The following is a 24,566-nucleotide window of genomic DNA, read 5'->3' as shown; positions in this document are numbered from 1 at the left end:
CGATGCCGGTCGAAGTCATCCTTCCCAAGGTCGACATGGACATGGCGACAGGGCAGATCTCGCGCTGGTTCTTCGAAGAAGGCGCCAGCGTCAAGCAGGGCGATGTCCTGTTTGAGATCGAGACCGACAAGGCGGCGATGGAGATTGACGCACCGGCTTCCGGCACGCTGCGCAACATCACCGGCAAGGAAGGCGTCGACATCCCTGTCGGCGCGCCGGTGGCCTGGATCTATGCCGAAGGCGAGGATGTCGGCACGACTGCGCCCGCCGCGCCTGTACCGGCACCCATCGAGCCGCAGCCCGTCGCGAACGGCAAGATTGAAACACCGATGTCCTCCTCCCAGGACAAGGCCGCGCAGACCGCGCTCGCCGTGCAGGAGACGCCTGCGCCGGCCGGCGCGGTCCGCGCCACGCCGCTGGCGCGCCGCCTGGCACGCGAAGCGGGGCTCGACCTGGCAGGCATCACCGGTTCCGGCCCGCATGGCCGCGTGGTGAAGGCGGATGTCGAGGCGGCGATTGCCGGTGGTGGCGTGGCGAAAGCCGCATCCGCCGCAGCGCCAGCCGCTGCTGCTCCGTCGGCCGCCACGCCTGCGGTCAAGCCGATGTCGGACGACGCGGTGCTCAAGCTGTTCGAACAGGGCTCCTACGACCTCGTCCCGCACGACAATATGAGGAAGACCATCGCCCGGCGTCTGGTCGAGGCGAAGTCGACCATCCCGCATTTCTACCTCACCCTCGACTGCGAGCTGGACGCGCTGCTCAAGCTGCGCTCCGAGCTCAATGCGGCCGCGCCGATGAAGAAGACCGAAAAGGGCGATGCCCCGGCCTACAAGCTTTCGGTCAACGACATGATCATCAAGGCGATGGCACAGGCGCTGGTTGCCGTGCCGGATGCCAATGCGTCGTGGACGGATACGGCCATGGTCAAGCACAAGCATGCCGATGTCGGCGTGGCGGTGTCGATCCCGGGCGGGCTGATCACGCCGATCGTCAGGAAGGCCGACCAGAAGACGCTGTCGGTGATCTCCAACGAGATGAAGGACCTGGCCAGGCGTGCGCGCGACCGCAAGCTGAAGCCGGAAGAGTATCAGGGCGGCACCACTGCGGTGTCGAACCTGGGCATGTTCGGCATCAAGGACTTCGCCGCCGTCATCAACCCGCCGCATGCGACGATCCTGGCGGTTGGTGCGGGCGAGGAACGTGCTGTGGTGAAGGGCGGCGAGATCAGGATCGCCACCGTGATGTCGGTGACACTGTCGACCGACCACCGCGCCGTCGACGGTGCGCTGGGAGCCGAACTGCTCGGCGCCTTCAAGCGCATCATCGAAAACCCGATGACCATGCTGGTCTAGAATTCCTCCTGGCGGGGGCGCCGTCTCCCTTCGGGGAGGCGGCGATAGACTAGGCCCGTTCCACGGGCATCGCAACGTGCTCGGTCCTGCATGGCGGACCGGCCGGGAATCGCGTTATCCGGCCTGAACATCACACGCCAGGATATGCCGTGACCAATCCGCCTGAAATCTCGCTCGTTCCCCCGCAGATTGCCGCAGACAATGCCGCCAAAGGTTTGCGCCTGCGCGAAAGGTTCGGACGTGGCGGCACCGAGATCGGCGTCGGCCGTGCCCGCGAACTGGTCGAGCGCCGGGCGCTGCAGCCCTCGACCATCCGGCGCATGGTGAGTTTCTTCGCTCGCCATGAAGTGGACAAGCGCGCCAGGAACTTCGGCAATGAAGACAACCCCTCCGCCGGTTATGTGGCGTGGCTGTTGTGGGGCGGCGACGAGGGCCGCGCCTGGGCCATCGAACTCAAGAAGGTTATCGGCAACGCGCCAGATATCTAGCCGGCCCGAGTATCGGCGTGGGATCGATCCTTAGAGCGTTTCCGTTTTTCACGGAAACGCGGAAACGCTCTAAGTTGTTGTTTTAGTGGCATTTTTTTTCGCCAAGTGATTCCATTTGGCTACAAAATGCTCTAGAGCCGGAAGCCGAGCCCGCTCAGCCTGTCGGATATCTCTCGCCAGTTCGCGCAGGCAGCGTGCGCGCCCTTGGCCTTCAGCCGCTCGCCATGGCCGGCATAGGTATGGCCACCGCCCGTGTAGCCGATCGCCGTCATGCCGGCGGCAACGGCGCCTTCGACGCCGAAAGGCGAGTCCTCGATCACCACGCAGTTCGAGGGATCTGCGCCCATCTTCTCGGCGGCATAGAGGAAGATGTCCGGAGCCGGTTTACCACGCTTCACCATGGAGGAAGAGAAGATCGCGTCGCCGAAATGCGGCGCGAGTCCGGTGACGTCGAGGCTGTGGTGGATGCGTTGCAGCGACGATGACGAGGCGACGCAGCGGCCTGCTTCCAGCGTGCGCAGAAATGAACCAATACCGGTGGTCGGATTGAGTTTTTCGCTGAACAGGTCGCGGGTCACTGTCCACAGGTCGTCTTCCTGTTCCGGTTGCAGGTGATGGCCTGTCAGCTCCTTGATCCGGATGATGATGTCGGCCTGCTTCATGCCGACGCATTGGGCGATGATGTCGGCACCGACGCCGCTCATGCCATGTTTTTCGTAGACGCGCTCATAGGCCTCCGCGGCCAGCGGTTCGCTGTCCACCAGAACGCCGTCGCAATCGAAGATAATCAACTGTTGTGCCGCCACGCCTTGCCCCGAGTAAGCGATAATTTCGGCACATCGCTATCGGCAAAAAGACGAATGTTCAAGGAGGCGGTCAGGTCCGATGCCCAACTTTCCGCTTGTCGGTCGTTTCAAGCGCGGTCTGCATGGCCCGCCTCGACTGTGCACTGTCGGGCACGATCCAGTTCGGCTCCGCGCCGAGGAAGCGATCGAGGAACGCCACCGCATAGGCCGGCATCTCGGTGACGTTCTCACGGTACGACCACCAGGTGCGCAGGTCGTCGGCGCACTGGTCGATGGTCGGCGCCTGGCCGATTCCTGTTCGTATACGGCAGCGATCGCCGATACGCAGTAGTTGGTGTAGAGAAAACCCTCCGGCCAGAATTGCACGATTTCGGCCATGCCCGCATCGGCGGGCGGCAGGTCCGGGCGTGGCCCGTTGCCGATCGCCTTGGCCGGCTCCTGGCGGATCAGTTCGCGCAGCACGAGACCGGCGGCGAAGATGATGAAATCGGCGCGGTTGACCTCGGCAAAACGCTTCTGCGCTTCCATGATCTCGATCCAGTCGAGGAAGGCCCTGGTCAGCCGCGTTTCGTCGATGTCGAACCGTAGGCCATAGGTCGCCTCCACGGACCGCGCGCTCGCGCGGAATGTCGCCCTGAACCAGCGCAGTCGACGCAGCTGGTGGCCAAGATCCGGCATAAGCGCCAGTTCGTCTTTGAATCGCAGGTCCATCGCACGTCCTTTGACGCTGACTTTAGAGCGTTTCCGTTTTCACGGGAACGCGGAAACGCTCCAATTTTTGTTCTACGCAATTCCGGGCGGAAAACCGCTGCGCACCTTTCCTGGAACCACAATCACACGCGCTGTGCCGCCAAATGTGGTGGATCAGTCGTTTCCGGGTTCCATCTGAAAATCATACATATTGACATCCAAGAAAACAAATGTTCTCTAACTTTCGTCTTGGTACTGTCATGAAGTCATGGCGGGACCAGGGGCTTGGGAGGAGATATCCTTATGGCAATCTGGCAGTGGGCACTGCTCGCGCTCGCGCTCGTCTGGGGGCTGCAGTCCCTAGGCGTCTGGCTGCAGATGCGGCACTATTCCGACGTCTTCAAAGGCATCACCAACAAATACGCCGACGGCTTCGTCGGTGCCGGCAATCATCGCGGCCGCTTTGCCAAGGGCATCATCGTCCTGGTGGTGGTGACGCCTGATCTCGTCGTGCGCCGCCTGCTCGTGATGAGCGGCCGTTCGGTGTTCGCCAAGTTCAGGCGGTTTGAAGAATTCGAGGGCGTCGCCCTCGATCGTATCCGGTCCAATCCTGCGATCATGGGGGAGGGGGAACCCGGTGTGGCCGAGGCCGTGAAGCGAGCGATCGAACAGATCGACCGGGCACGGCTGGAGCCGGGAAAGAAGCCGGGTCTGACCGGCTTGAAGACAGTCAGCGCATAGAGCAATTCCAGCAAAAGTGCGCAGCGGTTTTGCGCCCGGAATTGCGTAGAAACAAAGAGTTGGAGCGTTTCCGCATTTCCGTGAAAAACGGAAACGCTCCGTAACGAATGCTGCCGCCGTAGGGGACAGACGGCGGACGGTCCAAGGAGGAGATATGTCTGTAATTTCATTGTTGGCGCAGCACGCCGACATGGCCGTCCAGCACCTGCATGCAGCAGGTGCGGTGGTCCAGGATGCTGCCTTGCACGGCAAGCTTGCCGTTTCTCATGCCAGCGACAATCTTGTCGTTCTGGCGCAGGCCGACAGCGGCCCCATCACCGTCGAACAGTTCAAGGAGAAGCTGAACGAAGTCGCCAAGGAAGAGCAGCTCGGCTGGCTCACCGCCATCGGTAAATATTTCATCGGCATCTTCCAGAAAGGCGGCGAGGTCTTCGCCGGCTTCGTGACTGGCATCATCCCGACACTGGTGGTGCTGATGACGGCATTCTACGCCATCACCGAACTGGTCGGCGAGGAACGCGTGCATGGCCTTGCCCGTGGCGCCGGCCGCATCGCGCTCACCCGCTATACGGTGCTGCCGCTGCTTGCCGTCTTCTTCCTCACCAACCCGATGGCCTACACCTTCGGCTCCTTCCTCGAAGAAAAGCACAAGCCCGCCTTCTACGACGCGGCAGTATCCTACGTGCATCCGCCGCTTGGCCTCTTCCCGCACATCAATCCCGGCGAATATTTCGTCTGGGGCGGCGTGCTGGTCGCGCTGCTCGAACTGGAGAAGAAGGGCGTGGTCGTTGCCGGCTACCACATCAAGGTGGCGATCTGGTACGCCATCGTCGGTCTCGTCGTCATCCTGCTCAAGGGCATGCTGACCGAGCGCATCACCGCCATCATGGCACGCCGCCAGGGCGTCGAGCTGTAAGGGGCGGGAAACATCATGGCAAAGACCTACAAGGCCGTAAAAATCTCCAAGGGCTCCGGGGGCTGGGGCGGCCCGCTCGTCATCGAGCCGACCGCGCAGCGCAGCAAGGTCGTCTCCGTCACCGGCGGTGGCATCCATCCGATCGCCCAGCAGATCGCCGAAATGACGGGGGCTGAAGCCGTCGATGGCTTCAAATCGCCGCCCATCGAAAGCGAGATGGCCGTCGTCGTCGTCGATTGCGGCGGCACAGCGCGTTGCGGCGTCTATCCGCGCAAGCGCATCCCGACCGTCAACGTCACGCCGGTCGGTCAGTCCGGGCCTCTCGCCCAGTTCATCCTGGAAGACATCTATGTTTCGGGCGTCAAGCCGGCCAACATCGTCATGGCCGATGGCTCCGAAGCGGCAACCACTGCGGGGGGGGCAGCGGCAATGAGTTCAAGCAACAGCAATTCGCCCTCGGCGGCTGCCCAGCCGCTGCCGAGTGAAGGTGGCATGATCGGGCTGATCTCCTCGATCGGCCGCGTCATGGGTCGTGTCGTCGGCATCTTCTTCAACGCCGGCCGCCGAACCATCGACCAGGTGATCCGCAACGTGCTGCCCTTCATGGCCTTCGTGACCATGCTGATCGGCCTCATCCTCTACACCGGGATCGGCGACGTGCTGGCGCAGCCGATGGGTCCGCTGGCCAACAACATCGTCGGCCTGCTGATCATCTCGGCGATCTGCGGCCTGCCGTTCCTCTCGCCCATCCTCGGGCCGGGCGCGGTCATCGCCCAGGTCATCGGTGTCGCCATCATCGGTCCGCAGATCGCCAACGGCACCATTTCGCCGGCCATGGCGCTGCCGGCGCTGTTTGCCTACAACACCCAGGTCGGCTGCGACTTCGTCCCGGTCGGTCTGGCGCTTGGCGAAGCCAAGCCCAAGACGATCGAGATCGGTGTGCCGGCGGTGCTCATCAGCCGCCAGATCATGGGTCCCGTGTCCGTGCTTCTCGCATGGGTAGTCAGTCTGCTGGTCCTGTAACGACAAGAAGGAGATTCGCCGCATCATGACGGTTCTGTTGGAAACGCGGGTAACCGCAGTTGGACCCGAAGTGGCGGATCTCGCCGAGGGCGGCGTGGTCATCCTGTTCGCGGATGGCTCGCCGCCGGAGCTCGCCGAGGTTTCGGTGATGCACAAGGCCGTACAGGGCCCCAGCGACGGCGCGCCGCAGGTCGGCGCGTCGATCGCCATCGGCGCGGTGTCGGCAACGATCACCGCAATCGGCTCCACAGCGTGGAGCAAGGTGCGCGAGATCGGCCATGTCGTCATCTCGTTCAACGGGGCGACGGAAGCGGAGCGGCCTGGCGAAATCTGTGCCAGCACCGTCGACACAGGTGACCTCGTCCAGGCCCTCAGGCAGGACGCACTGATCACCATCGCCGCCTGAAATCCCTGGCGCCGCGGCCCTTGCGCAAGGCCATGGCGCTTTTCTCTTCGACTGCGCCCCTTCCGGGATCGGCCGGAATATCTGATAGGATTGCCCGTATGGAACGCTCGACCATTGTCAGAGTGCATGAAGGTTTGCACGCCCGCCCCGCGACCCGCTTCGTGCGGCTCGCCAAGAGCTTCGAGTCGGAAGTCGAGATCGTGAAGGCAGGCAAGGCGGTGAGCGCCAAGAGTTCGGTCAAGCTGATGCTTCTGGGCGTCAAGGAGAACCAGGAAGTCACCGTGCGTGCCAATGGCGCCGACGCAGCCGAAGCGGTCGAGGCGTTGATCGGCTATCTGGAGAATCCGCGCGCCGGGCTCGAGGAAGACGATGCCGCCGGTGAGCACAGGGAACTCAACGGTGAGATCGCCAAGCCTGTCGTCCCTGCACCGGAGACAACAGCGTCGGGCGGCCTGCGTGGTATTGCCGCCAGCGAAGGCGTCGCCGTCGGTCCGGCCTTCGCGCATTTCCCGCCGGAAATCCGCCCGCAGGCACGCACGTTGACCGCCGAAGAAGCCGAGGCCGAGATCGTGCGTTTCGGGCATGCCGTCGCTGCCGTCCAGGCACGCATGGACAAGGCGCTGGCCAGTGATAGCCTGGCCGGCGGCGATCGTGGCATCGTCGCTGCCTTGCGTGACCTTGCTGCCGACGACACGTTGATCGGTGAGGCCGAAGCGATGATCCGCACCGGCACCGATGCCGTCGCCGCAGTCATCGCCACCGCCACCAGGCTCGCCGCCGAGTTCGGTTCGGTCGAAGACCCATATCTCAATGCCCGCGCCGACGACGTCCAGGCCGTCGGCCGCCAGATCTGCCTCGCCTTGCTCGGCCAGGACGATATCAGCCTGGAAGATATCCCGCAGGGCGCCATCCTGATCGCAGAGGATATCGGCGCATGGGACCTGTCGCGCGCACCGTTGAAACGCATCGGCGGCATCGTCTGCGGCCATGGCGGCGCGACCTCCCACATCGCCATCATTGCGCGTTCGCATGGCATTCCCGCGGTGCTGGGCCTCGGTGCCCGTGTGATGGAACTGCGCGATGCAAAGGAAGTCGCTCTCGACGGCAACGGCGGCCTGGTCGTTGCCGACCCGGCCGCCGACGTGAAGGCCGACTATACCCGCCGCATCGAGGAAGCCGTCAGGGAACGGCACGCGCTCGACGTGTTCAAGGAGGTGACGCCCAAGCGCGCCGATGGCACGGTCATCGAAGTGGCCGCCAACATCGGTTCGCTCGAAGAGATCGAGGCCGCACAGGCTGCGGGCGCCATGGGCGTCGGCCTGTTCCGCACCGAGCTCCTTTTCATGCGTCACATGCACCTGCCTTCGGAAGACATGCAGGCGGAGACCTATGCGGCATTGGCGCGAGCGTTTGCGCCTCATCCGGTCATCGTGCGCACGCTCGATATCGGTGGCGACAAGCCGGTGGCCGGCATCGAATTCCCGGAAGAGGAAAATCCGTTCCTTGGCTGGCGTGGCATCCGCATGTGTCTCGACCGGCCTGATATCTTCAAGCCACAGCTGAAGGCGCTGCTGCGTGCAGCGGTGCACGGCAACGTCAAGGTGATGCTGCCGATGGTGTCGGATATTGCCGAAGTGCGGCGTGCCAGGGCACTTGTCGACGAATGCGCGGCCGAATTGCAGCGCGACGGCATACAATTCGCCCATTTCCAGCTCGGTGTGATGATCGAGACGCCGGCGGCCGTTCTGATCGCCCCGTTGCTGGCGAAGGAGGTTTCCTTCTTTTCGATCGGCACCAATGACCTCACTCAATACGTCATGGCTGCCGACCGCCTCAATCCGACGGTGGCTGCACTGAACGACGTCGCCAATCCGGCGGTGATGGCGGCGATCGAGATGACGGCGAAGGCTGGCGTCGAGGCAGGCATCATGGTTGGCATGTGCGGTGAGGCGGCGGCCCGTCCGGATCTCATTGCGGAATTCCTGCGCATGGGACTGACCGAGCTGTCAATGAGCCCGGCCTCGATCTCGCGCGCCAAGAAGCGCATTGTCGAGCTGTCGCAGGCGTAGGCCGCCGGGCACTGGAGCACCCGGGAGGACGCTCCAGTGTTACAGCAGGTGCGCCAGCAGCGTTGCAAACACCGTCGTCAGCTCATCGAGTGGATCGTTGCCGTCGCAGGCCGTCAGGATGCGGTCGAGCCTGGCGTCAGTGGCGAGCAAGGCGATCTCAAGCAGGTCTGGCTCGGGTTTCGAGCTGGTGTCGACGCTGGCAAGGCCGACCGCAAGCGCGACAGGTGCCAGGCAGGAAATCGCGAATGTGCGACCGGAGCGAACGGCGGTTGTCGCTGTCTCGCCCTGTCGCAACGGGTCATGGTTGAGGAATTCCACCACCAGTGCCGCGCTCAGCGCCGCGACCAATGCGACGCGCCCCGCCCAGTCGCTCTCATGGGACAGTCTCTTGAAGAGCTCTGCATGCTGCCGCTCGACGGCTGCGTGCACGGCGGTGAAGTTCGCCTCTCGCACCCGCACGCCGTCTGCCTTCCTCTCGGCAAGAACGGCCTTTGCCAGCGCATACATATCACGCCGGAACGCGCGTTCGCCGGCCAGCGCCGCATCGCCGGATGCGAAATAGACACCAAGCGGCTTTGGCGTCAGTCCGCTCATGCGGCCGCTGCGCTCACGTGGCACCAGCGTTTCAGCCACCGACATCATGTCGTCGAAGGCGCTTGCGGCATGACCGAGCAGGCCCTCGATCTCGCGGATCGGAAACGTTGGACGAGCTTCGTCGCCTAGCCGTGCCTGCTGGGCAGGGCTGTCGTGCCGGTGCCGGCGGATGACGTGGCGCACGTCGCGCAAACGGTCCTTCAGGTTGACGCGGACCTCTTCGGAGATTTCACGCAGCATCGTCTTTTCTCTGCTTCCTATCAGCCGGGTATAGGCGGCATGGCCGTGTCAGCCAATTGTTTATATCGTGCAGGACCGGTCAAAAGACGATAGTGGCCATATGACGAATCGGGAACGGTTCGGTCGCAGTGCTTACAGGGAGGGATGCAGTGGCAAGAAAGCCGCAGCGGCAGGCGGGGACAGCGGAGGGCGGAACCGGCGAGAACGGGGCTGTGGCGGCCGAAAGCAAGGCCGATCGCCTGCGCATCCGCGCCGCCTGGATGTATTTCATCGAACAGATGACCCAGAACGAGATCGCCGACGTGCTTGGTGTCGGCCGCGTCACCGTCGTCAGGATGCTTGCCGAGGCGCGCGCCCGCAACGAGGTCAAGATCGCCATCGAAAGCGAGTTGTCCGAAATCGTGCGGCTGGAGCGGGCCCTGGAAAGGACCTTCGGCCTGGAACAGGCACTCGTCGCGCCGCTCTCCAGCGCGGATTCCGACCCGATCCCCGGTATTGCCGCCAAGACAGGCGCCTATCTTTCGGAATCGATGCGTTCAGGCATGCGTGTCGGCGTCGGCTGGGGCCGCACGCTGTTCTCGACCTTGCCCTTCATCGGCGCCAAGTCGCTCAGCGACTTCAAGGTGATCTCGCTGCTTGGCGGCGTCGGCGTCGCGCGGCGCTACAATCCGGCCGAGTTCGCCTGGCGCTTCGCTCAGGTCTTCCAGGGCGACGGCTATCTCATTCCGGCGCCCGCAGTGGTCGACAGTGTCGAGACCAAGGTCGCGCTGGTGGAGCGTTGTGGCCTCGAAGAGATTTTCGAGATGGCCGATGCGCTGGATGCCGTGCTTTTGTCGATCGGCGGCATTGCCTCGGCGACGACCTTCTATCGTGGCGGCTTCCTGAAGGAAGCCGAGCGTGAAGCACTGCTGGCGCGTGGCGCTGTCGGCGACCTTCTGTTCCATTTCTTCAACCGCAGCGGCGATCTCGTAGACCATCCGGTGAACGATCGCGTCATGTCGGTGGAAGTCGATCGCCTGCGCCGGGCGCCGTTGCGCATCCTCACCTCGGGTGGGCAGGAAAAGATCGAGGCGCTGCTTGGCGCCATGCATCTCGTCAAGCCGACCGTGCTGATCACCGACGAGGAAAGCGCGCGGCGCATGCTGGAAGCGCAGGGGAAAGCTGCAGGCTGAGGGCGGGCGGCGTGGCCGCTCGCTGATTTCAGATATTCGGAACCTCGATGTGGTCCTCGCCGCGGAAGTGGCTCGGCGGCGCGCCGATCACACGCTTGAAGGCACGGCTGAAGGCGGCTTCCGATTCATAGCCGAGCCGATTGGCGACGACCGCGATCTTCAGCCGGTCATGCGTCAGCCATTGCCTGGCCTGGTGCATGCGTACCTGGGTGACGTATCTGGCCGGCGTCTCGCCGACGGTTGATGCGAAGCGTTCCGCAAAGCCCGAGCGCGAGGCGCCCATGCTGCGTGCCAGCGTCTCGACGCTCCAGTCGCGGTTCGGTTCGAGATGGATTGCCGCCAGCACCTTGCCGAGCTCGCGGTCACGTACCGCCGCGATCCAGCCCTTCGAGTCGCCGCAGCCGCGCTCGACCCACGAGCGGATGATCGAGGCGGCAAGTACGTCCGCCAGCCGGGCGACGATGCCGGCGGAACCGACCCGTTCCATCTTGATCTCGCGCGCCATCGCTTCCAGCAGATGCGGGATGCTTGGCTCATACTCCTCAAGACCATGCGTGCGCATCACATCCGGCATCATGCCGAGCAGAGGGTGCAGGCTGTCGAGGTTGAAATACATGGTGCCGCAGAACAGAAGCGTGCCCGGCACGCAATTTTCCGTCTGTGCCTCCGTCTTCATGCAGTAGACGTTCTTGCAGACTTCGGTGACTTCATAGCCCCTGAATTGCGTGGTCGGCACGTCGGGCGAGCTTGCCAGTGCATGCGGGGCGCCACGCGGCACCAGAACTGCATCGCCGGCTTTCATCTCGAACCAGTCGCCATTGGGCAAGCGCATCCAGCATGCCTTCTGGCCGACGAAATAGAAGCGGGCGGCATCCTGTGCCGGGAACTCCAGTCCCCACGGCTCCTTCATCTCGCAGCGGCCGTATTGCACGCCGTCGAGGCGCAGGCCGCGCAGGATGTCGGTCAGCGGATCTCCGGTCGGAGAGATCGATGGTGGTGAATTTTTGGACGAATGATCAAGCATAATGGTGTTTCTAACATGGAAACTCCACGCGGTCACCTCCATTTGTTGCACTGCAACCAATTCGGAGACTGACAATGACCGACCCCGCGACAGCGGCGCTGGACGCGCCCGTACTGTCTTCCGCCGAGGAGCGCGCCGAGCCGGCCTGGGGTGCCGTCGTCTCGCTGGCGCTTGGCGTCTTCGGGCTCGTGACAGCTGAATTCCTCCCGGCCAGCCTGCTTACGCCGATGGCGCAGGACCTCGGCGTCAGCGAAGGCGCTGCCGGCCAGGCGGTGACAGCCACCGCGATAGTCGGCGCCATCGCAGCGCCCACCATGGCGATCATCACCCGCCGCCTCGACCGCAAGATCCTGATGTGGGTCCTGACCTTCCTGCTCATCGTATCGAGCCTCATCGCGGCCTTCGCGTCCTCGCTCGGCATGCTTTTGGCGGCGCGCGTGGTGCTTGGTGTCGCGCTTGGCGGCTTCTGGGCGATGTCGGGCGCCATGACCATGCGCCTGGTACCGGTGCGACTGCTGCCGCGGGCGATGTCGATCATTCTCGGCGGCGTTTCGGTGGCTACCGTCTGTGCCGCACCGGTCGGCGCCTATGTCGGTGACATCTGGGGCTGGCGCACGGCTTTCCTGATTGCCGCCATTGTCGGCGCGGTCACGCTGCTGGCGCAGGTCGCCACGCTTCCCAGCCTGCCGCCATCCAGCGTCGCCAGCCTGCGCACCCTGGCGGATGTCGCCCGGCGCCCGGCCATCGCTGTCGGCCTGCTCTTCATCCTGTTCATCGCATCGGGTCATTTTGCAGGCTTCACTTATGTCCGCGCTTTCCTTGAGCAGGTTCCGCTGCTGAGTGTCGAAAACATCTCGCTGGTGCTGCTTGCCTTCGGCATTGGCGGTTTCATCGGCAATCTCGTCGGCGGCTTCGTGGTGGAGCGCAGCCTGAAGCTCGCCGCTGGCCTGTCGCCGTTGCTGATCGCGATCTCGACGCTGGTCCTGCTTGTCTTCGGCGCCTCGCCGCTGACCTCGGCCATCGCCGTCACAGCCTGGGGTTTCGCCTTTGGCGCCATACCGGTTTCGGTGCAGACCTGGATGCTGCGCGCAGCGCCCGATCAGGCTGAAAGCGCCGGCGGCCTCATGGTCACCGCCTTCCAGGTGGCGATTGCGACAGGTGCCGTTGTTGGCGGCCTGCTGGTCGACCACATCGGTGTTTCGAGCGCTTTTGCCTATGCAGGCATCGCGACGCTGCTGGCCGCGGTGACGGCTTTCCTGCTCGGACCGAAGACCGAAAAAGCTTGAGGTCGCAGTGGGATTCGATTTTACCGTTTAGAACAGGTCTGAAAACGAAATCGGCGCGGATCCGGATCCGCGCCGTCTCATTTTCGGGGAGATGCCAATCCGTCAGCGTGAGCCGACTGGAAGAACGAGGAACCGGGTTGTAACCGAAGGTGGTGGCGTGGGAATCGGCGATGCCCGTCGGATCATCGTGACGGCCGCATCGTCGAGAGCCTTGTCACCCGAAGATCGGGTAAGGGCGACAGACAGGATTGTGCCACTGGAATCGAAGGTGAACCGTACCGTGGCATCGCCGCCCCCACGCCGGCCCAAGCTTACTGAACGCCTGTAGCGCAGGATATGTGCGCCAACTTTGCTGGTCCACTGCGATGGCGTGACTGAACTGCCCGTGGTGCCGCTGCTTCCACCTGCCTTCGGGATGTTGGTACCGTCCCGGGCGGCTTTCTGTTGGGCGAGCGAATTGACCGGCTTCTTCTTTTCGACTTTCTCGGGTTTTTCGGTCTTGGCTTCCTTGACCGGCTCTGGCTTCTTCTTTTCGAGCGGCTTCTTCTTCTCAACCGGCTTCACCACCGGTTTCGGCTTTTCAGTCTCGGGACGTGGTTCGGGAATAGCCATCGCGACTTCGGGCAGAGGGGCTTCGACGAGGTCCGGAACCACGTCCTCGGCGACTTCAGGCTTCGGCGCCTCCATCTCCGGCTCCGGTTCCGTCACCTCTTCGACAGGCTTCTCGACCTCTTCCTCGATAGGTTTGATCTCTTCCGTGATTTCTTGCGGTCTCAAGGAAGCTTCGTTGTCGACGATATCCGCGCTGTCAATCGGCGGTGTCTCGGCATTGATGACCATCGGTGGCAGGTCGAGCATGATGGCGGGCGGGGCCGCAGGTGGCGGTGTGCTTTCCGATCCCCCACTGTACAGATACCAGCCGCCACCAGTATGAATCGACGCAACGATGAGAGCGGCGCTCGACCACAGCGTCAGTTCGCGGCGGCTGAAGCCGCCGAACAGGCCGCCTTGTGCCGCGGCGGCTGTCACTGCGCTGCTCCGGCGGCAGGCGTTGTCGTCGGAACCGTTTCCAGTCCGACCAGCGCGACCTTCAGGTAGCCCGCGCCGCGCATCAGGTTCATCACCTCCATCAGATCGCCATAGGCGACGACACGGTCGGCACGCAGGAAGATGCGCTTCTGCTTGTCGCCCTTGGCGATCGTGTCCAACTGCTGCTGAAAGGTGTTTCGGTCCACCGTCTGCTGACCGATTGCCAGGCTGAGGTCGTCCTTCAGCGTGACATAGAGCGGCTCGTCAGGCTTGGGTGCGGGCGTTGCCGTGGAAGCAGGCAGGTCGACATTGATGTCGACGGTTGCCAGCGGTGCGGCGACCATGAAGATGATGAGCAGGACCAGCATGACGTCGATGAACGGCGTCACGTTGATCTCGTGGTTCTCCTGCATATCGTCGTCGTCGAACGACTGCTTGATGCCGCCGGCCATAGCGCTTCTCCTAGACGGCTACCGCGGGTGCCTGATGGCCATTCGCGGGTCTGGCGGTTGCGGCGGCATGCGAACGCACTGTGGCGTGAACCGAAGAAACACGATCGAGGTCGCGACTGACCAGGCGTTGCACGCCGGCGGCGGCGTCCGCCAGCCCCTGGCGATATCCGGTGATGGAGCGCGCGAAGACGTTGTAGATGACCACGGCCGGAATGGCGGCGATCAGGCCGACGGCGGTAGCGAGCAGCGCTTCGGCGATGCCGGGCGCGACGACGGCAAGGTTGGTGGTCTGCGCTTCCGAAATGCCGATGAAGGAGTTCATGATGCCCCACACCGTGCCGAAGAGGCCGACGAAGGGAGCGGTCGAGCCGATCGTGGCCAGCACGCCCGTGCCGCGGCTGAGCCGTCGGCCTGCCTGCGCCTGGATGCGCATCAGGCGCGATTCCACGCGTTCCTTCACGCCGGCGGCATCGTAGCCGCCATCGTCCTGGCGCGACATTTCCAGCTCTTCGGCGGCCGCCCGTACCAGCACGGCACCGATGCCGGCACCCTTGCCGAGCGCCTGAGTCGCGTCATCGAGCCGGCGCGCGCCTGTGATGCCGCGCAAGGCCTTGGCAAGGCGTGCCTTGGAGCCGGCGATCTCCAGCGATTTGGCCAGCCACACGGTCCATGTGACCAGCGAGGCGAAGGCGAGGCCGATCATGACGCCCTTCACCACCCAGTCCGCGCTCATGAACATGCCCAGGGGGACAGGTTGTGCGGCAGGGTCGCCTTGGCGATCGATAGTGCTTCTGCAGAATTCGGGGCGCCAGGCGCCGGGGCGATTTCGGTTGGCGCCGGTTGTGCCGACATCGCGGGTGCGGGCTGAGTTGCCGGAGCGGGCTGGACTGCGGGAGCCGGCGTCGCGCCTTGCGCTGAATTCGTGTTTGGCGCTGCCGGCGCCACGCCTTCGCCGGCAGGTGCCGCAAGTGGTGCGCTGCTTTCGACTGGCGCCGTTTGTTGAGCCAGCGCGGGGGCGACGTTGATCGCTATCAGGCCGGCAACGGCAACAATGCGGGCGGCCTGGCCGAATGTGCTCTTCCGGTCTGTCTGGTTCGCGACGCTGAGGCGCATATCGTCTTGCAAGGTCTCGTCTCCACTTTACGGAGCCGAGACGATCCGGCGGTTTGGTGATGATCCACTCAGGTCTCGGCTCATACGAGCGAGAGCGACCTAACATTGTTGAGTATGATTATCAAGAATTTGCAGCTTCACTTTGCGTATCTTTTACCCAGGCAATTTTGCGCGGCAGGGGCAATGGTCTCGGTCTACGCCCTTGCGGGCTCCGTCAACGGCACCGTTAGGCCGACCTTGACGCGGTCCATTGCGACAAAGGTCCGGAATTTCTTGACGTTGTTGTTGGAGAAAAACAGCCGCCGCGTCAGCGCTTCGTAGTCGGCCATGGTGCCCACGACGATGATCAGGATGAAATCCGCTTCGCCGGTCACATAGTAGCACTGCTGCACTTCCGGCGTGGCGGAGAACTCGCGCTTGGCGAGGTCGAGCAGTTCGGCGGTCTCGCTGACCACCTCCACCTCCACGAAGATGGTGATGGCCTGTCCGACCTTGGCGGGATCGACGATGGCGACATTGGCCGCGATCACGCCAGCCTCTTCGAGACGCCGGATACGCCGCTGTACGGCAGGGGCCGACAGGTTGACCGCTTCGCCGACCAGCCGCTGCGGCGTGGTGTTGTCCTTCTGCAGGATGGCGAGGATCGCCAGGTCGAAACTGTCGAGTTCGATTGCCGGTTTCGCCACCATGCTGCCTCGTGAAACAAACTTGCGCGGATCGTGGCGGAATACAGCGCAATTTGCGCCTGCGATGCAATACATCTTCGCTGATGACGCGAAAGAGGTGCAGATGTTCCTGATCAACACCCACCCGGACCATAATAAGCCCCTGCTTCCGGCCGATGCCCGGGTACTTGGCGCCGCCGGCGCGCACGAGGTGGGGCGCTTCCTGGCGTTCAGGGGGAGTGCTGCTGCCACGCCGCTCGTGGCCTTGCCCAGGTTGGCGGACGTATTGGGTGTCGGATCGATCCATGTGAAGGACGAGGGGCAGCGTCTCGGTCTCGGCAGTTTCAAGGCGCTCGGCGGCGCCTATGCGGTGATCCGGCTTGTGCTGGAAGAAGCCGCCCGCCATTTCGAATGTGATGTCGACTTTGCCGATCTCGATCGGCCCAGCGTGCGCGCCGTTGCCGCCAAAATGACCTTTGCCTGCGCCACCGACGGCAATCATGGCCGCTCCGTCGCGCAGGGTGCGCAGCTTGTCGGTGCACGATCCGTTATCTTCGTGCATGGCGGTGTCAGCGACGAACGGGTCGCTGCGATCGCCCGCTTCGGCGCCGAGATGATCCGGGTCCGCGGCACCTATGATGAGACCGTGGCAGAGGCCGCGCGTGTCGCGGAGCGCGAAGGCTGGTCGATCGTGTCGGATACGTCATGGCCTGGCTATGAACGCATCCCCGGCCTTGTGATGCAGGGCTATACGGCCATAGCCCATGAGGCTTTGAGCCAGCTCGACAGGCCGCCGACCCATGTCTTCGTGCAGGCCGGCGTTGGCGGCATCGCCGCGGCGCTGGCGGGGCACTTCGCCGAGACGCTTGCAAGTGACTGCCCGACTTTCGTGGTGGTCGAGCCGGCCCGCGCGGCCTGCATCCTGGAGACCGCCCGTACCGGTCGCGTGACCAGGATCGAGCACGGCGAGCCGACCGTGATGGCGATGCTGGAATGTTATGAGCCCTCGCTGGTTGCCTGGCGCGTGCTGTCGCGTCTCGCCGACGCCTTCATGACGGTGGAGGAAGACGACGCCATTGCAGCTATGAGGCGCCTGGCCTTGCCCGCGGGTCATGACCCGGCGATCGTCTCCGGCGAAAGCGGCTGTGTCGGCCTCGCCGGGCTGACCCGGGCGCTGGCCGAGCCCGAGTTGAAGGCGGCACTGAAGCTCGACGCCTCCTCCCGCATCCTTCTGGTCAATACCGAAGGCGCAACCGATCCCGGCCTCTACGAATTGCTGGTCGGCGCAGATCCGGCTGTCGTCGGCACCAATGAGGTAATGCCCGCATGATCGAAACGGCTTTGCTGGAACGTGAGATGACGGCGTGGCGGCGAGACCTGCACGCACATCCGGAATTTGGCTTCGAGGAAAAGCGCACCGCCGCCTTCGTTGCCGCGAAGCTGCGCGAATTCGGTCTCGACGATGTCACCGAAGGCGTTGGTGGCACCGGAGTTGTCGGCACGCTGAGACGCGGCTCGAGCAACCGTGCCATTGCGCTGCGCGCCGATATGGACGCTCTGCGCATTACCGAGCAGGGAAGCGCCGACTACCGGTCGCAGAACCAGGGCGTCATGCATGCCTGTGGCCACGACGGCCATACCACCATGCTGCTCGGCGCGGCCAGACGACTGGCGGAGGAGGGCGGTTTCGACGGCACCGTTCGTTTCATCTTCCAGCCAGCGGAAGAGTGGGGCAGAGGCGCGCTCGCCATGCTGGATGACGGCCTGATGTCGCGCTTTCCGTTCGGGGAGATCTACGGCCTGCACAACATGCCGGGGCTGCCGGTCGGTCACTTCGAAACACGCGTTGGCTCGTTCATGTCGGCCGAGGACAATTTCGAGATCGTGCTCAAGGGTGTCGGTGGCCATGCAGCCCGGCCGCATTGGGGCAATGAGGTGCTGGTCGCCGCCTGCGCGCTCGTCACCAACCTGCAGACGATCGTGTCGCGACGCCTCAGCCCGACCGATATCGGCGTCGTCTCGGTGACCGAGCTGATCACCGACGGCACGCGCAATGCGTTGCCCGGCCTTGCCCGGATTCTCGGCGATGCCCGCAGCTTCCGTCCCGAGGTCAGCGCCGAGATCGAGCGGCAGATGCGCATCATCGCCGAGGGCACGGCACTCGCCCACAATGTCGGTGCAGAAATCATCTACACGCGCGAATTCGTGCCGTTGGTGAATGATGCCGCGCTGGTCGAGGAGGCTTTTGCCGCCGCGGCGACGGTCTTCAAGCCGGCGGCGATCGCAACCGCAAAAGAGCCGATGACCGGCTCGGAAGACTTCGCCAGGTTCCTCGACCATGTCCCGGGTTGTTTCGTCTTCGTCGGCAATGGCGAGAACTCGGCGCCGCTGCACAATCCGACCTTCGACTTCAACGATGCGGCTCTGCTGCACGGGACCGGCTTTCACGTCGCCATCACCCGGCGCCGTTTGCCTGAACGGCAATAGCCCGAAAAGGAAAAGGCCGGCGAGGCCGGCCTTTTTATCCGGTCACTCGCCGCGCATGGTGGCCTGGAAAGTCGGCAGATGTTTCTTCTGCGCTTCCAGCATGCGTTCGCGATAGACGCCGTAGATCACGTCGGTGTCGTGCAGCGTCACGCCCGCGATCGTCGGCGAGGCGAAGACCGGCAGCTCGACGCCGCGCTTCGACAGCTGGTCGGCCGTGCGGGCGATCAGCTCATGCGCCATGATCATGGCCAGCACCGTCGACGAGCCGGAAACCGGGCGGCTCCAGCCCTCCACCGGCACGATGGCGTCCTCGATCGGCGAGCAGGTGTCGATCACCAGGTCTGCTGCATCGGCGAGCCTCATGCCGGAGGAATGCGTGGCTGGCTTGTCGAGATTGTTTTTCGAGGTGATCGCCACCACGAAGATGCCGCGCTTCTTGGCATAGATCGCGGTGTCGATGCCCGAGGCGTTGCGGCCGCTGTGGCCGAAGATGATGATCGAGTCGCCCTTGTTGAGCGGCTGGTGGTCGAGGAATTTCTCGGCATATTTTTCCGTGCGCTCCAGCCAGAGCAGTTCGCGCACGCCACCGGCGCCAAGTACGTTGTTCCACATCACGCGCGGGTCTGTCAGCGGGTTGAAGCCGACGTAGGAACCGTAGCGTGGAAAAACTTCCTGGCAGGGCAGCACGGAGTGGCCGGAACCGTAGAGGTGGATGAGCCCGCCATTTTGCAGGGAGTCGGCAAAGCGGCTCGCCGCCTGCTCGAAGCCTTCGGCATTTTCCTTCGACGCCTTCTCGATGAGGGCGGCGAGGCGGGGAATATAGAAATCGGACACTTGGATACTCCTGCTTGGTGTCAGCTTCGGGTGTTGGGGGCAACGCGGCCGGCGCGCAGCGTCGAGCGGATCTCGTACCGGTCGCCGCGCATGACCGAGACGGTGAATTCGAAGGGACCACGCTCGTCGATGCTCACGCGTTCGACGATGAAGGCGGGCGTGCCGGCGGCCAGTCCGAGCAGATCGGCGTCTGCGACCGGCACCGTGCCGACGCGGTAACTCTCGCGCGCTTCCATCGCCACGATACCGTAGCGGCGCTCCAGTGCTTCGTAGAGCGAGCCCTGCAGCAGCCCGGAATCGAGGAAGCCTGGCACGCGTGCACCTGCAAGCTGCGCCGTCTGGATACCGATCGGCTCGTTGTTGCCGAGCCTGAGCCGCCTGATGCGCACCACCGGGTCGCCTTCATCGATCTCAAGCGCCGCGGCCGCGGCCGCATCCGCCGTGGTCAGGCTGCAATCCAGCAGCCGCGATCCGGCGACGACGCCGATATTGCCCATCTCCTGGGTGAAGCTGGTCAGTTCGCGCGTGCCGGCGACCAGCGTGGTCGAGCGCACGAAGGTGCCGCGCCCGTGCTCGCGGCGCAGCAGCCCGGTTTCTTCCAGGTTGCGCAAGGCGTGGCGCAGCGTGATGCGACTGACCCCGAACATGGCGCATAGCCGATCCTCGGCCGGGATCTGGTCCCCCGTTGCCCACTCGCCGCTCTTGATGATGGCGCGGATCGCTTGCTCGACCTGGAACCACAGCGGTTCGGGGCGACGGCGATCGGGTTGCGGAAAGCTGGCTTCGGTCATCGTATCTGCCTCCATCCTGCTCCGGCGGCGCCTGCTAGCGCTGCACCGACAAGGCCGGCGCGCGACCCGAAGACGCCGGGCCTGATGTTGATCTGGCGAAGGTGTGGCGGCAAATGGCGCTGCAGTGCGGCGAGCAATGGCGGCTTCATCACATCGAGCGCATCCGCGATGCCGCCGGAAATCAGGACTGCCTGCGGGTTGAGCAGGGCGACCGCGCCGGCCAGGGCCGTGCCGAGGCTTCGCATAGGTGTTCCAAGTGCGGCCATCGCATCGCCATTGCCCGAACGCGCCTCGGCGATCAGGGCGGCGCCGTTTTCCAGGCTCAGTTCCTGCGCTGCGATATCCAGCGCGCGGCCCGAAGCTGAACGTTCGAGCCAGCCGCTGCGGTCTTCGCCGATATCGCTGGTGTCGGCGCAGGCCCAGCCGAAGGAGCAGGCACCGCCTTGCGCCCCGGCGACGATGCGCCCGCCGGCCAGAACGGCCGAACCGATGCCGGTACCGATGGCAAGCAGCAGCGCATCGCTCAGCGATCGGGCGCCACCTTCGACGGCCTCCGCCAGCATGGCGATCTGCGCGTCATTGCCGACCGCGACCGTGAGGTCAGGGAACAGTTTCTGCAGGTCCTGCCCGTCGAGATAGGGGAGATTGGGTATCCAGCGACAGGCCGTGCCTTCGACGAGGCCTGGCATCGCAAGGCCGATTGCAGTGATCTCGCCGGCCTCATCGACAAGCGCGCCGAGACGAGCCCGAAAATCTTCCAATGTCGAAGGTGCGGCCTCATGCGTCAGCATCTGCAGAGCCGCAATGTCGCCGCTATGCATGCCCGCGCGCAGATTGGTGCCGCCAAGGTCGATGGCCAGGACGCGCGTCATGGCTTGCGGTGCCTCGCGGCCGTTGGTGCCAACATTCCGGCCCAGCTGTGACGGTGAATTGAAAGCATGTGTCTTGCGATCTCTCGCACTCCGCCGTTTCCGGCCTGCACGGTTTTCCTCGAAGGCTCAAATTCATTATAACGACATAAGCGAAATCGCAAGACAACCCACATCGGATTTTTTCGGACTATGCGAGGAGTGCCCGCAAGATTTGGTCAAGGAAAACTGATTTTGCTAGAGAAATGCTCGGAATCTGGTCGATTTTGCGAGCCGAATGGGCTGCCGAGAGGTAGTCGAAGGCAAGTTATCGCTTGCGCTGTCGCTTTAAGTTGTCATAACGTCATGCCTGCCTTGACGGACAATGGGAGGGAGTGAATGTCTTTGGCCTGGACTTCGAAACTGGTTTTGGCGACGGGGCTGGCGTTTCTGCCCGGTTCGGCCTGGGCCGAGGCGGTGAACATCTCCTACCTGACCCATTGGTCGCCCGAGACCGTTGCGCTGCTGGAGAATGCGGCGAAGGAATATTCCAAGACCCACCCTGATGTGACGGTCACGGTGCGTGCGGTGCCGTTCGGCGATCTTTTGACCACGTTGCGCTCGCAGAGCGGCGGTTCCGACGGCGCGACCATCGGCGGCATCTACGATCTGTGGCTGCCGGAACTGGCGCGCGACAAGCTGGTTGCGCCGGCGCCGGAAGCGGTGGCTGCCGAGGTCAAGGGCGCCTGGCCGGCCGGCGTCGTCAGCGCCGCCTCGGTCGACGGTGCGCTCTACGGCATCCCGAATGAGATCGACGTCTATGCGTTGAACTACAACAAGGACCTGTTCAAGCAGGCAGGCATTGCAGCAGCACCGAAGACCTGGGACGAATTCCGCGAGGCCGCGAAGAAACTGACGAAGAAGGATGCCGGCCAGCAGGGTTTCGGCATGATCAATTCCTGGGCGGCGGGTGTGGTTCATCCTTTCGCCTCGCTGCTGGTCTCCAATGGTGGCGAACTCGTCGCCGACGGCAAGCCGGTGCTGGACAGCAAGCAGGCAGGCGAGACGTTCGAATTCTATGAGGGCCTGATCAAGGACGGTTCCAGCGATCCGTCGATGGCCACCGCCGACGCCAACACCACCGGCCCGTTCCTCGACAATTTCGTATCGGGCAAGACCGGCATGATCATCATGGCCAACTGGTGGGAAAGCGCGCTGAAGACCGGCATGGGCGACAAGTTCGCCAATATCGCCACAGCGCCGATCCCTGTCGGGCCGGGCGGCGACAAGCCGCATTCGATTTCCTATTCCTGGATGACCGTGGTCAACGCCAAGGCCGGCGAGGCCGAGCAGAAGGCCGCCTGGGATTTCCTGGCCTGGCTGAACGGTGCGAAATCTGGCCAGAACGGTGCCTCGGCTATGTCCGACATCCTGATGTCGATGGGCATCCTGCCGTCGCGCAGCTCCGACATCGAGGCGCACAAGGACAAGCTCGGCACGGAATTCCTCGCCGGCTATGTCAGCGTCCTCGCCGACGCCAGACCGTTCCCCGTCGTTCCGGGCGGACAGGAGTTCTCGGAGTCGCTGCAGCAGACACTGGAAGCGCTGCAGTTTGGCCAGATTTCCGCCAGGGAGGCACAGGCGAAGGCGCAGGCCGACGCGATTTCCATTCTGGAGCGCGCTGCCAAGTAGTGGCAGCCTGTTCTGACTTATACCGGCTTTCGGAAGGCTATCGATGACCAATGGCTATCGCGCTTCGGCGGGCATCATGCTTTCGCCCGCCGTGACGCTGATCGGTGTCTTCGTCCTGCTGCCGATGCTTTTGACGGTCTGGCTGTCGTTCAACGACTGGTCGACGCAGACGCCGTTTGCTGAAGCCCGCTTCGTCGGAACGGCCAATTTCCAGGATATCTTCGGGTCGACATCCGTCGGCCGCGATTTCAAGGGCGCTTTGGTCAACACGGCGATCTATACCGCCCTGTCGGTCGCCATCATCCTGCCGCTCTCGGTCCTGTTCGGCCTGCTGGTCCATCAGCGTGATGTTGGTGGCGGCACGCTGCTCAGGACCGTTCTCTTTTCGACCTATATGGTGCCGATGATCGCGGTGGCGCTGGTGTGGTCGAAGCTCTATTCGCCGAGCGAAGGCCCGTTCAACCAGATGCTCGGTCTTGTCGGCATCGGCCCGCAGCCCTGGCTGTCTTCGCCGCGCTCGGCGCTTGTCTCGATCGTGCTGTTGAATGTCTGGCAGCAGGTCGGCTACTTCACCGTGCTTGCCATTGCCGGCCTGACCCAGATTCCCGGCAGCCTCTACGAAGCGGCGACGCTTGACGGCGCCAATCGCGGTGAACAGTTCCGCTTCATCACGCTGCCGCTCTTGCGCCGCACCCTGCTGTTCAGCGCCGTCATCGCCATCATCAACGCCGTGCAGGTATTCGAACCGGTGGCCCTGATCACGCAGGGCGGTCCGGTCGGTTCCACCAATGTGCTGACCTACCATATCCGCCGTGTCGGCATCGAGCGCGCCCAGGGCGGGCTGGGCTCGGCGATGGCGGTGATGCTGATGCTTTCCCTCATTGTCGTGGTCTGCGCGCTGTTTGCCTTCATGAACCGGAAGGACGACGAATGAGCACGCCGGCCGGATCGTCGAGTATCTTGCCGCGCAATCGCCCCGCCGGACGCAAGGCGCTGCTCGCCACGCTGCTGCTGCTGGTGGCGGTTGCTTCCGCATTCCCGCTGCTGTGGATGGTGCTGTCCAGCCTGAAGACGACGGCCGAGACCATGCAGGTGCCGCCGGTGTGGATTCCACGCACGCCGACGCTCGATGCCTATGAGAAGGTGGCGGGCGTGGTCAATGTCGGCCGTTCGATGTGGAATTCGCTTGTCATTGCCACCATCACCACGGCCGGCATCCTCGTCACCTCCATGATGGCCGGCTACGCCTTCGCCAAATACAGTTTTCCTGGCCGCACGCTGCTGTTTTCAGCGCTGCTCGCGACCATGTTCCTGCCACCGATCGTCACGCTCATCCCGCTCTATCGCATGGTCGGCTCACTTGGGCTCAATGCCAGCCTGGCCGGCATCATCGTGCCGAACCTGGCCAATGCGTTCGGCATCTTCCTGATGCGCCAGTTCATCGCTGGGGTGCCGGACGACCTGATCGATGCCGCCCGCATGGATGGCGCCTCGGAACTGCTCATCCTGTTCAAGATCGTCGCGCCGACCGTCGCGCCGGCCATCGCGGCGCTGGCCCTGTTTGCCTTCGTCTATCACTGGAACAGCTATCTGTGGCCGCTCACCGTGCTGCAAGGCAACGCCGACAGCTATCCAATCGTCATCAGTCTCAGCCGTTTGCTGAGCTACAATCGCGGTGCCATGAACACCGGGCTGGTCATGGCTGGCGCCACACTTGCCGTCTTGCCGCCGCTGATCCTGTTCGTCTTCCTGCAGCGCTTCTTCGTCGACTCGATCGTGAGTTCGGCGGTCAAGGGCTGATAGTCCCGCCAACCGCCTGCTTGCGCTTCGCTTTTTTGAGCTGTTCAC

At 63.8% G+C, this 24,566-nt stretch carries 23 protein-coding genes and 2 pseudogenes; 14 read left to right on the top strand and 11 right to left on the bottom strand.

Annotation, left to right across the window (positions count from 1 at the left end; all coding sequences use genetic code 11):
- Positions 1-2: 2 nt before the first annotated feature.
- Together ACFJIU_RS18660 and ACFJIU_RS18655 are read left to right on the top strand one after the other, a co-directional pair.
- Positions 3-1,352, top strand: a complete 1,350-nt coding sequence (locus ACFJIU_RS18660) for a pyruvate dehydrogenase complex dihydrolipoamide acetyltransferase (RefSeq protein WP_379062368.1) — start codon at positions 3-5, stop codon at positions 1,350-1,352.
- A 149-nt stretch (positions 1,353-1,501) separates the two neighbouring features.
- Positions 1,502-1,840 carry a hypothetical protein gene (locus tag ACFJIU_RS18655; protein WP_379062366.1) on the top strand — a complete coding sequence of 113 codons (339 nt, stop codon included), beginning with the start codon at positions 1,502-1,504 and terminating at the stop codon, positions 1,838-1,840.
- A gap of 131 nt (positions 1,841-1,971) precedes the next feature.
- Here the strand turns inward: ACFJIU_RS18655 and ACFJIU_RS18650 are convergent, their stop codons facing one another.
- A complete protein-coding gene (locus ACFJIU_RS18650) occupies positions 1,972-2,646 on the bottom strand; it encodes an HAD family hydrolase (protein ID WP_379062364.1) in 675 nt (224 codons plus the stop codon).
- A gap of 70 nt (positions 2,647-2,716) precedes the next feature.
- A pseudogene (locus ACFJIU_RS18645) lies at positions 2,717-3,357 on the bottom strand (hypothetical protein).
- A gap of 282 nt (positions 3,358-3,639) precedes the next feature.
- Between ACFJIU_RS18645 and ACFJIU_RS18640 the strand changes: the two are divergent.
- The 5 genes from ACFJIU_RS18640 (at position 3,640) to ptsP (ending at position 8,491) form a co-directional block, all read left to right on the top strand.
- Complete coding sequence (locus ACFJIU_RS18640; RefSeq protein ID WP_379062362.1) at positions 3,640-4,077, top strand: transcriptional regulator GutM; 438 nt, start codon at positions 3,640-3,642, stop codon at positions 4,075-4,077.
- Positions 4,078-4,231: 154 nt separating this feature from the next.
- Positions 4,232-4,993 carry a PTS glucitol/sorbitol transporter subunit IIC gene (locus ACFJIU_RS18635; protein WP_101937913.1) on the top strand — a complete coding sequence of 254 codons (762 nt, stop codon included), beginning with the start codon at positions 4,232-4,234 and terminating at the stop codon, positions 4,991-4,993.
- A gap of 15 nt (positions 4,994-5,008) precedes the next feature.
- Complete coding sequence (locus ACFJIU_RS18630; protein WP_379062360.1) at positions 5,009-6,016, top strand: PTS glucitol/sorbitol transporter subunit IIB; 1,008 nt, start codon at positions 5,009-5,011, stop codon at positions 6,014-6,016.
- Between the two features lie 25 nt (positions 6,017-6,041).
- Entirely contained in the window at positions 6,042-6,422 is a 381-nt protein-coding gene (locus tag ACFJIU_RS18625; protein WP_326895529.1) for a PTS glucitol/sorbitol transporter subunit IIA, read from the top strand.
- 98 nt (positions 6,423-6,520) lie between these two features.
- Positions 6,521-8,491 carry a phosphoenolpyruvate--protein phosphotransferase gene (gene ptsP / locus ACFJIU_RS18620; protein ID WP_379062358.1) on the top strand — a complete coding sequence of 657 codons (1,971 nt, stop codon included), beginning with the start codon at positions 6,521-6,523 and terminating at the stop codon, positions 8,489-8,491.
- 39 nt (positions 8,492-8,530) lie between these two features.
- Here the strand turns inward: ptsP and ACFJIU_RS18615 are convergent, their stop codons facing one another.
- Positions 8,531-9,325 carry a hypothetical protein gene (locus ACFJIU_RS18615; RefSeq protein WP_379062356.1) on the bottom strand — a complete coding sequence of 265 codons (795 nt, stop codon included), beginning with the start codon at positions 9,323-9,325 and terminating at the stop codon, positions 8,531-8,533.
- Between the two features lie 149 nt (positions 9,326-9,474).
- On the opposite strand from ACFJIU_RS18615, the gene ACFJIU_RS18610 reads away from it, so the two are divergent.
- Positions 9,475-10,497 (top strand): sugar-binding transcriptional regulator, encoded by a 1,023-nt coding sequence (locus tag ACFJIU_RS18610; protein ID WP_379062354.1) that lies wholly within the window; start codon positions 9,475-9,477, stop codon positions 10,495-10,497.
- 28 nt (positions 10,498-10,525) lie between these two features.
- Here ACFJIU_RS18610 and ACFJIU_RS18605 read toward each other — a convergent pair whose 3' ends face one another.
- Complete coding sequence (locus tag ACFJIU_RS18605; RefSeq protein ID WP_379062352.1) at positions 10,526-11,521, bottom strand: AraC family transcriptional regulator; 996 nt, start codon at positions 11,519-11,521, stop codon at positions 10,526-10,528.
- A 74-nt stretch (positions 11,522-11,595) separates the two neighbouring features.
- On the opposite strand from ACFJIU_RS18605, the gene ACFJIU_RS18600 reads away from it, so the two are divergent.
- Positions 11,596-12,807, top strand: a complete 1,212-nt coding sequence (locus tag ACFJIU_RS18600) for an MFS transporter (protein WP_379062350.1) — start codon at positions 11,596-11,598, stop codon at positions 12,805-12,807.
- Positions 12,808-12,909: 102 nt separating this feature from the next.
- On the opposite strand, the gene ACFJIU_RS18595 is transcribed toward ACFJIU_RS18600, so the two are convergent.
- From ACFJIU_RS18595 to ACFJIU_RS18580, 4 genes and pseudogenes are all read right to left on the bottom strand, one after another.
- The gene (locus ACFJIU_RS18595) at positions 12,910-13,836 is read right to left on the bottom strand and encodes an energy transducer TonB (RefSeq protein WP_379062348.1); all 927 of its coding nucleotides are present in this window, start codon (positions 13,834-13,836) and stop codon (positions 12,910-12,912) included.
- The gene (exbD, locus tag ACFJIU_RS18590; RefSeq protein ID WP_379062346.1) at positions 13,833-14,288 is read right to left on the bottom strand and encodes a TonB system transport protein ExbD; all 456 of its coding nucleotides are present in this window, start codon (positions 14,286-14,288) and stop codon (positions 13,833-13,835) included. The genes ACFJIU_RS18595 and exbD overlap by 4 nt, the downstream gene beginning before the upstream one ends.
- A gap of 10 nt (positions 14,289-14,298) precedes the next feature.
- A pseudogene (exbB, locus tag ACFJIU_RS18585) lies at positions 14,299-15,401 on the bottom strand (tonB-system energizer ExbB).
- Between the two features lie 194 nt (positions 15,402-15,595).
- Entirely contained in the window at positions 15,596-16,090 is a 495-nt protein-coding gene (locus ACFJIU_RS18580) for an Lrp/AsnC family transcriptional regulator (protein WP_379062344.1), read from the bottom strand.
- A gap of 100 nt (positions 16,091-16,190) precedes the next feature.
- Here ACFJIU_RS18580 and ACFJIU_RS18575 point away from each other — a divergent pair, with 100 nt between their 5' ends.
- Positions 16,191-17,396, top strand: coding sequence for a diaminopropionate ammonia-lyase (locus tag ACFJIU_RS18575; RefSeq protein WP_379062342.1), 1,206 nt, complete (start codon positions 16,191-16,193; stop codon positions 17,394-17,396).
- The gene (locus ACFJIU_RS18570) at positions 17,393-18,553 is read left to right on the top strand and encodes a M20 aminoacylase family protein (protein WP_379062340.1); all 1,161 of its coding nucleotides are present in this window, start codon (positions 17,393-17,395) and stop codon (positions 18,551-18,553) included. The genes ACFJIU_RS18575 and ACFJIU_RS18570 overlap by 4 nt, the downstream gene beginning before the upstream one ends.
- Before the next feature lie 42 nt (positions 18,554-18,595).
- On the opposite strand, the gene ACFJIU_RS18565 is transcribed toward ACFJIU_RS18570, so the two are convergent.
- The 3 genes from ACFJIU_RS18565 to ACFJIU_RS18555 are packed head-to-tail and all read right to left on the bottom strand — an operon-like array spanning position 18,596 to position 21,050.
- Complete coding sequence (locus ACFJIU_RS18565) at positions 18,596-19,387, bottom strand: sugar isomerase domain-containing protein (protein WP_379062338.1); 792 nt, start codon at positions 19,385-19,387, stop codon at positions 18,596-18,598.
- A gap of 20 nt (positions 19,388-19,407) precedes the next feature.
- On the bottom strand, positions 19,408-20,178 hold the full coding sequence (locus tag ACFJIU_RS18560; protein ID WP_379062336.1) for a GntR family transcriptional regulator: 771 nt from the start codon (positions 20,176-20,178) through the stop codon (positions 19,408-19,410).
- Positions 20,175-21,050, bottom strand: coding sequence for an ROK family protein (locus tag ACFJIU_RS18555; protein WP_379062334.1), 876 nt, complete (start codon positions 21,048-21,050; stop codon positions 20,175-20,177). Before ACFJIU_RS18555 ends, ACFJIU_RS18560 begins: the two co-directional genes overlap by 4 nt.
- A gap of 375 nt (positions 21,051-21,425) precedes the next feature.
- Between ACFJIU_RS18555 and ACFJIU_RS18550 the strand changes: the two genes are divergently transcribed.
- The 3 genes from ACFJIU_RS18550 to ACFJIU_RS18540 are packed head-to-tail and all read left to right on the top strand — an operon-like array spanning position 21,426 to position 24,518.
- Entirely contained in the window at positions 21,426-22,718 is a 1,293-nt protein-coding gene (locus ACFJIU_RS18550) for an ABC transporter substrate-binding protein (RefSeq protein WP_379062332.1), read from the top strand.
- 43 nt (positions 22,719-22,761) lie between these two features.
- Positions 22,762-23,652: a carbohydrate ABC transporter permease gene (locus tag ACFJIU_RS18545; protein ID WP_379062330.1), complete on the top strand. Its 891-nt coding sequence runs from the start codon at positions 22,762-22,764 to the stop codon at positions 23,650-23,652.
- Positions 23,649-24,518, top strand: coding sequence for a carbohydrate ABC transporter permease (locus ACFJIU_RS18540; protein ID WP_379062328.1), 870 nt, complete (start codon positions 23,649-23,651; stop codon positions 24,516-24,518). Before ACFJIU_RS18545 ends, ACFJIU_RS18540 begins: the two co-directional genes overlap by 4 nt.
- Positions 24,519-24,566: the final 48 nt, after the last annotated feature.

This window comes from Mesorhizobium sp. UC74_2 (genome assembly GCF_042701485.1).
GTDB lineage: Bacteria > Pseudomonadota > Alphaproteobacteria > Rhizobiales > Rhizobiaceae > Mesorhizobium.
This window is presented reverse-complemented; position numbering and strand designations above follow the sequence as displayed.

Bases quoted from the DNA above. Each gene is read 5' to 3' on its own strand.
- ACFJIU_RS18550 (WP_379062332.1), top strand. From the start codon at position 21,426: ATGTCTTTGGCCTGGACTTCGAAACTGGTTTTGGCGACGGGGCTGGCG.
- ACFJIU_RS18600 (WP_379062350.1), top strand. From the start codon at position 11,596: ATGACCGACCCCGCGACAGCGGCGCTGGACGCGCCCGTACTGTCTTCC.
- ACFJIU_RS18555 (WP_379062334.1), bottom strand. From the start codon at position 21,050: ATGACGCGCGTCCTGGCCATCGACCTTGGCGGCACCAATCTGCGCGCG.
- ACFJIU_RS18545 (WP_379062330.1), top strand. From the start codon at position 22,762: ATGACCAATGGCTATCGCGCTTCGGCGGGCATCATGCTTTCGCCCGCC.
- ACFJIU_RS18660 (WP_379062368.1), top strand. From the start codon at position 3: ATGCCGGTCGAAGTCATCCTTCCCAAGGTCGACATGGACATGGCGACA.
- ACFJIU_RS18615 (WP_379062356.1), bottom strand. From the start codon at position 9,325: ATGCTGCGTGAAATCTCCGAAGAGGTCCGCGTCAACCTGAAGGACCGT.
- ACFJIU_RS18570 (WP_379062340.1), top strand. From the start codon at position 17,393: ATGATCGAAACGGCTTTGCTGGAACGTGAGATGACGGCGTGGCGGCGA.
- ACFJIU_RS18560 (WP_379062336.1), bottom strand. From the start codon at position 20,178: ATGACCGAAGCCAGCTTTCCGCAACCCGATCGCCGTCGCCCCGAACCG.
- ACFJIU_RS18640 (WP_379062362.1), top strand. From the start codon at position 3,640: ATGGCAATCTGGCAGTGGGCACTGCTCGCGCTCGCGCTCGTCTGGGGG.
- ACFJIU_RS18575 (WP_379062342.1), top strand. From the start codon at position 16,191: ATGTTCCTGATCAACACCCACCCGGACCATAATAAGCCCCTGCTTCCG.
- exbD (WP_379062346.1), bottom strand. From the start codon at position 14,288: ATGGCCGGCGGCATCAAGCAGTCGTTCGACGACGACGATATGCAGGAG.
- ACFJIU_RS18580 (WP_379062344.1), bottom strand. From the start codon at position 16,090: ATGGTGGCGAAACCGGCAATCGAACTCGACAGTTTCGACCTGGCGATC.
- ACFJIU_RS18630 (WP_379062360.1), top strand. From the start codon at position 5,009: ATGGCAAAGACCTACAAGGCCGTAAAAATCTCCAAGGGCTCCGGGGGC.
- ACFJIU_RS18625 (WP_326895529.1), top strand. From the start codon at position 6,042: ATGACGGTTCTGTTGGAAACGCGGGTAACCGCAGTTGGACCCGAAGTG.
- ptsP (WP_379062358.1), top strand. From the start codon at position 6,521: ATGGAACGCTCGACCATTGTCAGAGTGCATGAAGGTTTGCACGCCCGC.
- ACFJIU_RS18635 (WP_101937913.1), top strand. From the start codon at position 4,232: ATGTCTGTAATTTCATTGTTGGCGCAGCACGCCGACATGGCCGTCCAG.
- ACFJIU_RS18540 (WP_379062328.1), top strand. From the start codon at position 23,649: ATGAGCACGCCGGCCGGATCGTCGAGTATCTTGCCGCGCAATCGCCCC.
- ACFJIU_RS18605 (WP_379062352.1), bottom strand. From the start codon at position 11,521: ATGCTTGATCATTCGTCCAAAAATTCACCACCATCGATCTCTCCGACC.